The sequence below is a fragment of the Paenibacillus sp. 102 genome (genome assembly GCF_039549175.1).
In the GTDB taxonomy this organism is placed as follows: Bacteria; Bacillota; Bacilli; order Bacillales; family Bacillaceae_G; genus Bacillus_A.
On the sequence record NZ_JBCGHT010000001.1, the window covers coordinates 430,240 to 442,633 of the forward strand.

Sequence of the window (12,394 nt, forward strand, 5' to 3'; positions counted from 1 at the left end):
TCGTATTACAGTAGTATGCAGGGCATTCACCTAACGTTATTTTGTGCGAGTTTTTTCATCACTTCAAATAATTTATTTGCTGCATCCGGAATTCCTAACTGCGTAGCAGCTACTTTCATATTTTGTAATGTTTGTGTATTTAATAGAATTTCATCAATATCATGAAGAAGTGTTTCAGCAGTTAAATCTTTTTCAAGAAGCATTTTTGCTGCCCCCTTATCGACAACTGATCTCGCATTTTTCTCTTGATGATTATTTGTCACATAAGGACTTGGGATTAAAACACTTGGTTTTCCTAACGCTGTTAACTCTGCTAACGTTGTAGCACCGGCACGTGAAACGACAAGATCCACACCCGTAAGTACCTCTGGCATATTATGAATAAATGGTTTAATGATTACATTATTTGGATTTCCTTTTTGTTTCACAGCCTCCATGACTTTATCATAATGCACTTCGCCTGTGATATACAATACTTCATAATCTTTGTTACCAAATTGTTCAATTGCTGCCACAAATGCATCATTAATCGGTCTTGCTCCGCGACTTCCACCAAAAATAAGTACAGATTTTTTAGGTAGAGATAATCCAACGGAGCGCTTCCCTTTCATGCCATTCTGATTCATTACTTCCGATGCACGCGGATTTCCTGTCATAACAACTTTCGACTTTGGAAAATGCTCAGCTGCCGCTTCAAAACAAACAGCTACCTTATCCACATAGCGACTTAAAAATTTATTCGTTACACCAGGGACACTATTCTGTTCGTGTACAATTGTTGGAATTCCTAATTTTGCTGCCGCATAAACGACTGGACCACATACATAGCCTCCTGTACCAATTACAACATCGGGATTGAAACGGCGGATATATCTTTTACTATCTTGCACTCCTTTTAGAAAACGCATCACTGTTTTTACGTTATCAAGAGATATTTTTCGTTTAAATCCACTAATGACAATCGATTGAAATGGTATTCCTGCTTTTGGGACGATTGTACTTTCTAATCCATTTTCCGTACCAATGTATAAAAACCTTGCTTCAGGATGTAGTTTTTTTATTTCTCTAATTAAAGCAAGAGCTGGATATATATGACCTCCTGTGCCACCACCACTAACTAATACTCGCACTACAAATTCCTCCGCTTCTCTGTTCTAAATTCAATTTTATATATTCATATATTTTCCGTTTTCTACACACGAAAAACCCTGTCTTATAAACAGGGTTAGTAGCGAGAATGACGACTTATATTCAATAATACGCCAACTGCCATTAGCATTAAGGTCAAACTCGACCCACCATAACTTAAAAATGGCAAAGTAATTCCTGTAACAGGCATTAATCCTGTTACAACACCAACATTAATCATCACTTGAATCGCAATCATCGCCACAATACCTACTGCCAAAAACGTACCATATAAATCTGGCGCTCCTAATGCTATACGAATCCCACGCCATAATAACAGACTAAATAATAATAACACAAACGACCCACCAATAAAACCTAATTCTTCGGATAAAATCGCAAAAATAAAGTCAGTTTGTGGCTCCGGTAGATAAAGAAATTTTTGTCTACTTTGTCCAAGTCCCATACCAAATAAACCACCGGGACCGATTGCAAGTAACGATTGAATAATCTGGAATCCACTCCCGAGTGGGTCTGACCATGGATCCAAGTAAGAAGTAATTCGCTTCATTCGATATGGTGCCGATACAATTAATCCAACAAATCCTGCCACTCCTATTAACCCTAACATCGAAAAGTGAAAAACGCGTGCTCCTGAAATAAAAATCATTATGATACATGTCCCAACCATTACTGTTCCTGTTCCAAGATCTGGTTGTAACATAATCATGCCAAATGCAACAAACACAAAGCCAAGTGCGGGAAGTAGACCATTCTTAAAAGATGTAATAAACTTCTGCCTCTCTACTAAAAATTTTGCCAAAAAGATAATCATCGCAAATTTCATAAATTCTGACGGTTGAATTGAAAATGCCCCAATTCCAATCCAGCTTCGTGCTCCTCCCCGAACAAGTCCAACTCCAGGAATTAAGACAAGAATGAGAAGGATAAAACAAATGAGCAAAATCACTTTCGAATAAGTACGCCATACCCAATAGTCAATTTTCATAATAAAAAACATGGCGGCTACACCAAGTCCCGCAAATAACAGCTGTCGTTTTGCAAAAAAGAATGAATCACCCATCTTATAGGAAGCACCTACAGCACTCGCACTGTAGACCATTATCATTCCAATTGTCAACAACGAAAGTGTAACGATAATTAAAATAAAATCAGGTGTTTTCTTCATTGGCAATGAGCACCACCTCTTTTGAAGAAGCTTTTTGGTTCTATGTAACAAAACATCAGTAGGTGTTAGCCTACTGATGTTTTGTTTACTTTATATAAGTTTATGCACAGCTTGTATAAAAATGTCTCCTCTTTCTTCAAATGTTTTAAATTGATCCCAGCTTGCACATGCTGGCGAAAGAAGAATAACATCTCCATCTGCAGAATGAGCATAGGCTCTTTCTACTGCCTCTTCTAAATTATCGACAGTTTCAATACTATCTAATCCTGCTTTTTTCGCTGCCTTTACTAATTTTGGTGCAGTTTGTCCATATGTCACAATCGCTTTTACATGTTCAAAATATGGAATTAAATCATCAAATTCATTTCCTCGATCAAGCCCACCTGCTAGTAAAATAACAGGCTGCGTAAATGCTGATAAAGCTTTTTCTGTTGCTAACATGTTCGTTGCCTTTGAATCATTATAAAACTTACGATTGTTAATTGTTGTTACATATTCTAGACGATGTTTTACACCTGTAAAGCGTTTTAACACTGCAACAATAGCCTCATTTGCTACACCTAGTAATTTTGCAATGCTCATTGCTGCTAAAATGTTTTCTAAGTTATGTTTACCTGGTAAAACGATATCCTTGATTTCAACAACTTTCTCACCCTTAAAATAAAGAGCACTATCTTTTATACATGCACCATCTTCAATTACTTTCGTAGCTGAAAATAATATTTTTTGCCCTTTACTATTTGCTGATAAGGCCATTACATCTGCATCATCAGCATTCATTACACTGTAATCTGCTTCAGTTTGGTTTTTAAAAATATTTGCTTTCGCTAAACCATACTCTTTCTTTGTGCCATGATAATCTAAATGTGCTTCAAATAAATTTAAAAATGCTGCAATTTTGGGTTGGAATGTGTCCACCCCCATTAACTGGAATGATGAAAGTTCTGTAACAACTACTTCATTTTCTTTCGCTTCCTGCACTACTTCACATGCTACCGTACCTATGTTTCCAGCAATAACAGGATGCTTCTGCCCTTCTTTTAACATTTCAAATGTTAACATTGTTGTTGTTGTTTTACCGTTAGATCCTGTAATTCCAACAAACTGGGCCTCTGAAATACGATACGCGAGTTCCACTTCCGTTACAATCGGAATTTGTTTTTCTTTTGCTGCAACAAGTAATGGATTAGAATATGGAATCCCTGGATTTTTTACAACAAGTGAAATATTTCTTTCTAACAATTCTAGGGGATGACCGCCGCATACAACGTCCATTCCTTTCGCTTGCAATTCTGCAGCCAATACATTATCAGCTAAAGGTTTTCCGTCATTTACAATCACATTTGCACCTAAGCTCTTTAATAAAGTTGCTGCTGCATACCCACTTTTTGCAATCCCTAATACAAGAATATTTTTATTTTGATAGTCAGTTACAGTTTTCAATTACATCCACACCCCGATATAAATTCCTAATACTGCCAATAAAAATCCTACAGACCAGAATGTTACAACAACACGCCACTCTGACCAGCCGCATAATTCATAATGATGATGCAACGGACTCATTTTAAAGACACGTTTCCCTGTCGTTTTAAATGAAATAACTTGAATAATAACAGATAATGTTTCCATTACAAATACGCCGCCAATTACAACAAGTAATAGTTCTTGTTTTAATAAAATAGCTACAGCGGCTATTGCACCACCTAAAGCAAGGGAGCCTGTATCTCCCATGAACACCTTAGCTGGATTTGCATTAAATACTAAAAATCCAAGTACCGCTCCGACAACTGCCATACAGAAAATCGCTACTGCATATTGATTTTGCGCAACTGCAATAATGCCAAATGCTCCAAATGCGATTGCAGCTGTTCCTGATAATAATCCGTCCAGACCATCTGTTAAATTCACTGCATTCGATCCACCAATAAGCATAAATAGTACAAGAATAAAATATGCCCAGTGTAAATCAAATTTAATATCAGTTCCTGGAATCATTAAATTTGTATCAAATCCCTGGCCTTTTGCGATTACAAAGAATGCAATTGCAATAACTAGCTGACCGATTAATTTTTGTTTTGATGTTAAGCCAAGATTTCTTTTTTTAACAACTTTTATATAGTCATCTAAAAAGCCAATCAATCCATAACCAAATGTAACTAATAACAATAATGATACTTCCGCACCTAAATGTTTAAATTTAATTGCCATAATAAGTGTTGTCACCATCATAGATACATAAATGACAATACCACCCATTGTTGGTGTTCCTGATTTCTTCTGATGTGATTTCGGTCCTTCATCACGAATACTCTGCCCAAACTTTAACTTACGTAAAAATGGAATAAACAATGGCGAAAGGGCAACTGAAATCAAGAAAGCTACCCCAGCCGTTACTAATAAACCTTGTTCAAGCACATGTAGTCCCCCTCTCATGCTGTTACTCTTTGTTGTTTAGACGCTCAGTGATTGCCTCTTTTGCAATTTCACGATCGTCAAAATGATGTACTTCTTTACCAATAATTTGGTACGTTTCATGCCCTTTTCCAGCAATAATAATAATATCTTCTGCTTTCGCTTCTGAAACCGCATGGAAAATCGCTTCTTTTCGATCAACAATTACTTCATAATTATTTCCTTTTGCACCTGTTAACATATCATCTAAAATTACTTTTGGATCTTCACTTCTTGGATTGTCTGAAGTCAAGATTGCATGTGTTGCGTATTCTGTAGCGACACCCGCCATAATTGGTCTTTTCGTCCGATCACGATCACCGCCACAACCAACAATACAATACACATTTCCTTTCGCAAATTGTTTTGCTGTAGTTAATACATTTTCTAAGCTATCTGGTGTGTGTGCATAATCAACAATGACTGTATAATCCTGACCGCCATCCACAACTTCAAAACGCCCCGGAACTCCAGTTAAATTTGTCACAACATGAATAATCGTTTGCAAAGTTACCCCAGACACAAGAGCAGCGGCTATTGCTGCTAAAACATTGTATACGTTAAATTTTCCAATTAACTTCATCGTAATATTTACACTCTCACTTGGCGTAACAAGAGTAAATCTTGTTCCACCGCTCGTCATCACAATATCTTTTGCCATAATATCACTATGTGTATCAATTCCATACGTAATAACCGTAGCCGCCGTGCTTCTCATATACTCTTCTGCTGCTGGATCGTCAGTATTTAACACAGCGTACTTTTCACGATTATGGTGGTAGCTATTGCCAAGCTGAGCAAACAGCAAACCTTTTGCATGTTTATATTCTTCCATCGTTTTATGATAATCTAAATGATCCTGCGTTAAATTTGTAAATACTGCCACATCATAATCACAACCATGTACACGGCCAAGATCCAATGCATGTGAAGAAACTTCCATTACTGCACTATTTACATTTTGCTCAACCATACGGTGAAACGTTTGCTGAAGTGTCAGTGCATCTGGCGTTGTATTTTTCACCTCGAATGTTTCATCACCGATTTTCATATTAATTGTTCCAATTAGCCCTGTTTTATGACCATGTGCTCGCATAATTTCATCCATAATATGCGACGTTGTTGTCTTTCCATTTGTACCTGTAATCCCAATCAAATGTAACTTATGCGTTGGCTGTCCGTAAAAGTAATCAGCTAAAACCGCTAAAGAACGATAGGTATTTTTCACAAGTACAACTGGAACGTCAACATCAATCGGTCTTTCCGCAACAATAGCAGCCGCACCTTGCGCGGCTGCTTGCTTAGCAAAATCATGGCTATCAACCGTATACCCTTTCATACATACAAATAAGCTTCCATTTGTCACTTTACGCGAATCTGCTTCAATGGATGTAATTTCTGGATTTTCTTTTGGAACAACTGGAAAATCATGCAAACATGATACAAGTGTGTGCAACTTCATTTCACTAAACCCTCTCTACATTGTTTATTTATCTCTTACTTAATAAGTAATTCTTCCTATTCTTCATTCCCTACAAATTGAGAAAGGAAGCATTTGCTGAGAGCCCGAAAAATCAGACTCGTTTATCAGTGTGGCATATAATAGCTCGGCTGATAAATTGTTTACTTTATTTTTTATGTTCAAGAGCAATATAATCTGTTTTCATAGAAAATAAATTTCTATGAAAACAGATATTATATATTAACTCAACTTCCACCAATTGTATCATAAAACACAATCTCTGACCTTTAATTACCGAAGTAAATTCTAATTTTTGAGCCTTCTTTTACTTTGGCACCAGCTTCTGGTGATTGTTTAATTACTTTATCGCCCTCACCACTTACATCAAGCTGCAAGTCTACAAGCTGCGTTTGCAAATCTTTCTTCTTCATCCCAATTAAATCCGGAACTTCTATTGTAGGTGTATCGCCCCATTTATATTCCCTTTCAACTTGCTCTTTGCGCGGCTCTACTCCCATAACAGGAAGCACATCACGAAGAATATTTCCTACAATCGGTGCAGCAACAACACCACCAAATTGAGTAACTCCTTTTGGATTATCAACCGCAACATACACAACAATTTGCGGATCATCTGCTGGGGCAAATCCGATAAAAGATACAATATAGTTATTATCTAAGTACTTTCCATCTTTCACCTTTTGGGCAGTTCCCGTTTTTCCACCAACACGATACCCATCAATATATGCACCTTTACCAGAACCTTTCGCTACAACATTTTCTAATGCATAGCGAACTTTTTCTGACGTTTCCTTGGAAATAACTTTTCTTTTGTCGACCGGTGTTTTCTTTCTTACAACTTGATTATTCGAAGGATCAACAAACTCTTTCGCAATATACGGCTGGTATAACGTCCCACCATTTACAGCTGCTGCCACCGCAGCGACTTGTTGAATTGGTGTAACAGAAACCCCTTGCCCAAAAGAAGTGGTCGCTTGTTCAACAGGACCAACCTTCTTCAAGTTAAATAAAATCCCTTTTCCTTCTCCTTGCAAGTCAATTCCTGTCTTTTGTCCAAAACCAAAATCATGAATGTATTGGAATAACTTTTCTTTCCCAAGACGGTCTCCAAGTTCAATAAAACCTGGGTTACAAGAATTTTGAACAACTTCTAAAAACGTTTGACTACCATGGCCACCAGCTTTCCAGCACTTTAGCCTAGCACCACCAACTTCAGCTGCTCCATCATCATAAAACGTATCTTTCTCTAAGTCTACTAATTTTTCATTTAAAGCAGCCGCAAGGGTAATGATTTTAAAAGTCGATCCCGGCTCATATGTACTCCATACAGGCAAGTTTCGATTAAACACTTCTGGTGAAACACTCTGAAAATCTGCTGGATCAAAACTTGGTCGACTCGACATCCCTAAAATCTCACCATTTTTCGGGTTCATCGCGATTGCAATCATACCATCTGGGTTATACGTAGAATCTGCGATATTCATTTCCCGCTCTATAATCGTATTAATTCGAGAATCTATTGTTAATTTTAAATCTAAGCCGGCCTCTGGTTTCTTAAAATCATCACCGACATTTGGCATTCTTTGCCCTTTCGCATCTGCAAAAAAGCGAACATGGCCTTTATCACCATTTAGCTCTTTATCATAATATGCCTCAAGTCCCATAAGTCCCTGATTGTCACTACCAGCAAACCCTAGTACATGCGATAAATATTTGCCGAATGGATAATATCGAATGGAATCTTCAGCAATATAAACACCTTTTAAACTTAAAGCACGTACTTCCTTTGCTTTATCATGAGAAATTTTTCTTCCGCCTTTATCCAATCTTACAATAGACTCTTTTTTTGTAACCCGTTTATAGATTTCCTCTTTTTGCACACCTAAAACTGCAGCTAACTTCTCTGCAGTCTCTGTTGGTTTTTCAATTTGCCTTGGTACAACAAAGACAGTTGGTGCACTTTTATTTGTCGCAAGCTCCACACCATTTCGATCTAAAATTTTCCCTCGTTCAGGTTCGAAAGTAATATTACGACTCCACGAATCCTTCGCACGATCTGTTAACATATTCCCAAGAAAAAATTGTACATACCCAAGACGAATATCAATGATTGTAAAAATGAGTATACCTGATATAAGTATAAAAATAAGTCGTTTTCTAACTGTTACATTCGATACACGCATATTGGAACAAGCCTCCTTTACGCCTAGCTTGTTCCAATATATGCTTGTACCTATTCAGATAGAACCTCTTACATCTCTTGCATGATATGCATCTACAATATTATGGTTTTTCTGCCTCTTGCTGTGGTTCAAGCGGTGGTACAAGTGTTACAGCTAATTCCGTACCTGCTTGTAACGGTGTTCCTTCCGCCACACTTTGTTCCGTCACATATCCTGTACCAGATGGTTTCAAATTAAGATTTAACGTTTTCGCTAAATTCATTACATCACGAAGTGCCCATCCTTCTACATTTGGCATCAACGGTTTATCTCCTACTAAGAAGACTCGATCGCCCTTCAATGTTTTTTCAGTCGCTTTTGGTACTTGTTGTTTTACTTTTCCTTCACCTAATATAATCGGACGGAATTTGGCTTTTTCTAATGTTGCTTTCGCGGATTCCATTGTTTTCCCAGTTATATCTGGCACAACTGCCTGCTGTTCTTTCACATATTTCTTCGAATCTTTCACTTCATTCGGTTTAATTTTTAAATACTCTAAGCTATTTTTCGTTACAGATTTAAACATTTCTGCAAGAGGTTGAGCCCCGTATTCATTATCTTTTAATTTCGGTTGCTTAATTGCAAAGTAAACAATTAACTGTGGATCGTCCATCGGTGCCATTCCAAGGAATGAGAAAATATAATTCTCTCTTCCTGTCATATATCCACCTTTTCCATCCGGAATTTGTGCTGTTCCCGTTTTACCACCGACAGAGTATCCATCGATTTTATACGCATTTCCTGTTCCTTTTGGAGATGTAACCACTTGTTCTAATAATTGTCTTACTTGTGCCGCTGTTTCTTTTGTAACTGGCTGACCTACTTCTTCTGGTTTATTCTGTAAATCCACCTTATTCGTTATTGGATCAACAATCCGATCAATTGTATAAGGTTTCATCATTTTCCCATCATTCGCAATTGCAGTTGCGGCTTGTACAAGCTGCATTGGCGTTACAGTGGATCCTTGTCCAAAGGCAGTTGTTACCTGTTGAATCTGCTTATCAAATACAATTATATTCTTGCCTTCACCAGGTAAGTCAATACCAGTTTTTTCATCTAATCCAAACTTATGAATATATTGACAGAAACGATCTGCCCCCAGCTTTTGATCTCCTAAAATGGCAAATGCCACGTTTGAAGAACGCTCAACCCCTTCATCGAATGTAATAGATCCCCAACCTGCACCACCATTATGATCTTTTATTTTACTATTTCCAACTGGATACGTACCTGACTGGTAGTATTCTTGACCATTATATACACCTTCATTAATCGCCGCAGCTAAAGTAAAGATTTTCATCGTAGAGCCTGGTTCATATGCATTGGCAATCGGATCATTTAAAAAGTACTCAATATCACGCTTATTCGGATCATAACTAGGTCGACTAGACATTCCTAGTATCTTCCCTGTTTTCGGATCTGCAACCACTCCAATTAACATGGAAGGTTCATAGTGCTGATCAGCTGCTTTCATCGCATCTTCTAAAAAGCTTTGAATTCGTTGATCAATTGTTAAATACACATTTTCCCCATTTTTCGGTGGCTTTACACTTTGTCTTCCACCATCAAGAGAAACCCCTTTACGATCTCCTGTATACGCTACACTTCCATTCGAAGCACGTAAATACTTATCTAAACTCTTTTCTAATCCGAATTTCCCCTCCGCAATTCCCTTGTCATCAGGTTTTGCAAAACCTAACACGTAAGATGCGAAATCTCCATTTGGATATACCCTAGCTTTTTCTGTAACAAATGAAATGCCTGGTATCTTAAGAGTTTCTATTTGTTCTTTCGTCTCTTTCGTCAAATTTTTTCCTAACGTTCCGAACTCTACCTGGCTCTTATCTTTGTTTAAAGCGGCTAAAATTTCATCTTCACCTTTCCCAAGCACACCTGCAATTTTTTTTGCGGTATCCTCTTTATCTTTTACAGGGTCTCCACCCTTTAATTCCGCGACAAGCCTGTATGAGTTGGCATCTTGCGCTAACACATGTCCATTTTGATCATAAATCGTTCCGCGATTCGCTTCCAGTACACCATTTTTATTGTGCTTTTCTTGCGCAAGTTTCTTTAAATCTTGCCCATGTACTGATTCTGTTGCTTGAATATAAAAGAATCGGGCTAACAACAACAAAAAGAGCAGGAGGAAAAATATCATAAAGTAACCTGCTCCTTTATTGGTATGAAATTTGTTCATATTCATCTTCATGTTTTGTTCACACCTATTATATTAATGTAAGCCTTTCACATTATTCGCATTAATTTCTAGCCCATGTTTTTTTGCGATGTCTGCGATACGCTCATAGCGGCTTAACTTTTCTACTTCAGCTTGTAATTCTTGATTTGCTTTTTGTTGTTCTACAATTGAATTCTCTATTTTTGCTGCTTCCGCATCAACTTGGTACAATCCCGCTTTATTTCCAATAAAAGCAACGCAAGCATATAATAAAAAACCAACAAAAGCCACATACAACAATTTTTCAATTCTTGTAATCTTTGTTTTTACCTTGGGTTGTACTTTTTGCTGTGGAACTTGAGTTTGTTCTTGTACTTGTACTTGTTCTTGTACTTGTTGTTGTTTATACTTTACAGCTAAATTTGTCATACCTCTCTCTCCTTTTTATCGTTTTTCAGCGATCCGTAACTTCGCAGAACGCGCTCGATTATTTTCTTCTAACTCTTCATCAGAAGGTAAAATCGGTTTTCTTGTAATGAGTTTTAGTTTCGGCTTAAACTCATCCGGAATAATTGGTAATCCTGGAGGAAGCTGCGGTGTTGTACTATTGCGTTTAAATGTTGTTTTACAGATACGATCTTCTAACGAATGGAACGTAATCACACTAACCCTTCCGCCTGGCTTGACCATTTCAATTGCAGATTCTAGCGCTTCCTCGAATACTTTCAACTCATCATTTACAGCAATTCGAATCGCTTGGAATACTCGTTTTGCAGGATGTCCTCCTGTTCTACGCGCTGGAGCAGGAATTCCTTCTTTAATTAACTCCACTAACTCTCCTGTTGTTTCAATCACCTTATTCTCACGATATGCTTCAATTTTCCTTGCAATTTGCTTTGAGAATTTCTCTTCACCATATTGGAAAAAGATTCTTACGAGTTGTTCATATGACCAGTTGTTCACAACATCATATGCCGTTAATGAGGCATCTTGATCCATCCTCATATCTAAGGGTGCATCATGATGATAACTAAAACCACGTTCTGGTGTATCTAATTGTGGGGATGAAACACCTAAATCAAATAAAATGCCATCTACTTCTGTTATTCCTAGTTCGTGTAGTTTTTCTGATAAATAGCGAAAATTACTCTTCACTGTTACAAATTGATCACCATAAGAAGAAAATTTTTCTTTTGCATTTTGAATCGCAATCTCATCTTGATCAAATGCAATTAACTTTCCTCCTTCCGTTAGTTGGGATAATAAATAAGAACTATGTCCCCCGCCACCTAGCGTACAATCTACATACGTACCACTCGGTTTTATATCCAAACCATCTACTGTTTCTTTTAAAAGAACTGTTACGTGTTTAAACATTGTTGCACCTACTTTTTACAAAATAATTACGTTGAATGTCTCCTTTTTCCTTCTAATAAACCACACAATGTGCCAGGAAATTAGTACTCCGAAAACATGTCACATCCAACTTGGCGTCAGTGGAAATCTAATATCCACAAATCGCAGTTTCACTTTATTATATACTAAATTTTATCATTTTTTGCGGGAAATTAAATAAAAACATGTCGAAAAGCACAATAATACGTTTACATTTTGTTCTATTTTGTCATATACACGCGTTTTATTATCAATACCATACTCTTAACTATTACGTTTGATAATTCAGAAAAAACACTTTACAGTTAATTCCACAAATCAAAAATAAAATCCTGCTCCTAAGAGCA

Annotated in this window: 9 protein-coding genes; all 9 read right to left on the reverse strand. The window is 37.1% G+C overall.

Going from position 1 to position 12,394, the window contains the following annotated elements; all coding sequences use genetic code 11:
- Positions 1 to 26 precede the first annotated feature (26 nt).
- On the reverse strand, positions 27 to 1,130 hold the full coding sequence (gene murG / locus AAIE21_RS02205; RefSeq protein ID WP_343265269.1) for an undecaprenyldiphospho-muramoylpentapeptide beta-N-acetylglucosaminyltransferase: 1,104 nt from the start codon (positions 1,128 to 1,130) through the stop codon (positions 27 to 29).
- A gap of 95 nt (positions 1,131 to 1,225) precedes the next feature.
- Entirely contained in the window at positions 1,226 to 2,317 is a 1,092-nt protein-coding gene (gene spoVE / locus AAIE21_RS02210; RefSeq protein WP_343265898.1) for a stage V sporulation protein E, read from the reverse strand.
- 90 nt (positions 2,318 to 2,407) lie between these two features.
- On the reverse strand, positions 2,408 to 3,760 hold the full coding sequence (gene murD / locus AAIE21_RS02215) for a UDP-N-acetylmuramoyl-L-alanine--D-glutamate ligase (RefSeq protein ID WP_343265270.1): 1,353 nt from the start codon (positions 3,758 to 3,760) through the stop codon (positions 2,408 to 2,410).
- Positions 3,761 to 4,735 carry a phospho-N-acetylmuramoyl-pentapeptide-transferase gene (mraY, locus tag AAIE21_RS02220; RefSeq protein ID WP_241815805.1) on the reverse strand — a complete coding sequence of 325 codons (975 nt, stop codon included), beginning with the start codon at positions 4,733 to 4,735 and terminating at the stop codon, positions 3,761 to 3,763. It lies immediately after the preceding gene.
- Positions 4,736 to 4,757: 22 nt separating this feature from the next.
- The gene (locus AAIE21_RS02225) at positions 4,758 to 6,233 is read right to left on the reverse strand and encodes a UDP-N-acetylmuramoyl-L-alanyl-D-glutamate--2,6-diaminopimelate ligase (protein WP_343265271.1); all 1,476 of its coding nucleotides are present in this window, start codon (positions 6,231 to 6,233) and stop codon (positions 4,758 to 4,760) included.
- Positions 6,234 to 6,520: 287 nt separating this feature from the next.
- A complete protein-coding gene (locus AAIE21_RS02230) occupies positions 6,521 to 8,437 on the reverse strand; it encodes a stage V sporulation protein D (RefSeq protein WP_343265272.1) in 1,917 nt (638 codons plus the stop codon).
- 100 nt (positions 8,438 to 8,537) lie between these two features.
- Positions 8,538 to 10,685 (reverse strand): penicillin-binding protein, encoded by a 2,148-nt coding sequence (locus tag AAIE21_RS02235; protein ID WP_343265273.1) that lies wholly within the window; start codon positions 10,683 to 10,685, stop codon positions 8,538 to 8,540.
- A 21-nt stretch (positions 10,686 to 10,706) separates the two neighbouring features.
- Positions 10,707 to 11,081 carry a cell division protein FtsL gene (gene ftsL / locus AAIE21_RS02240; RefSeq protein ID WP_343265274.1) on the reverse strand — a complete coding sequence of 125 codons (375 nt, stop codon included), beginning with the start codon at positions 11,079 to 11,081 and terminating at the stop codon, positions 10,707 to 10,709.
- 15 nt (positions 11,082 to 11,096) lie between these two features.
- Entirely contained in the window at positions 11,097 to 12,029 is a 933-nt protein-coding gene (gene rsmH / locus AAIE21_RS02245) for a 16S rRNA (cytosine(1402)-N(4))-methyltransferase RsmH (protein WP_343265275.1), read from the reverse strand.
- Positions 12,030 to 12,394: the final 365 nt, after the last annotated feature.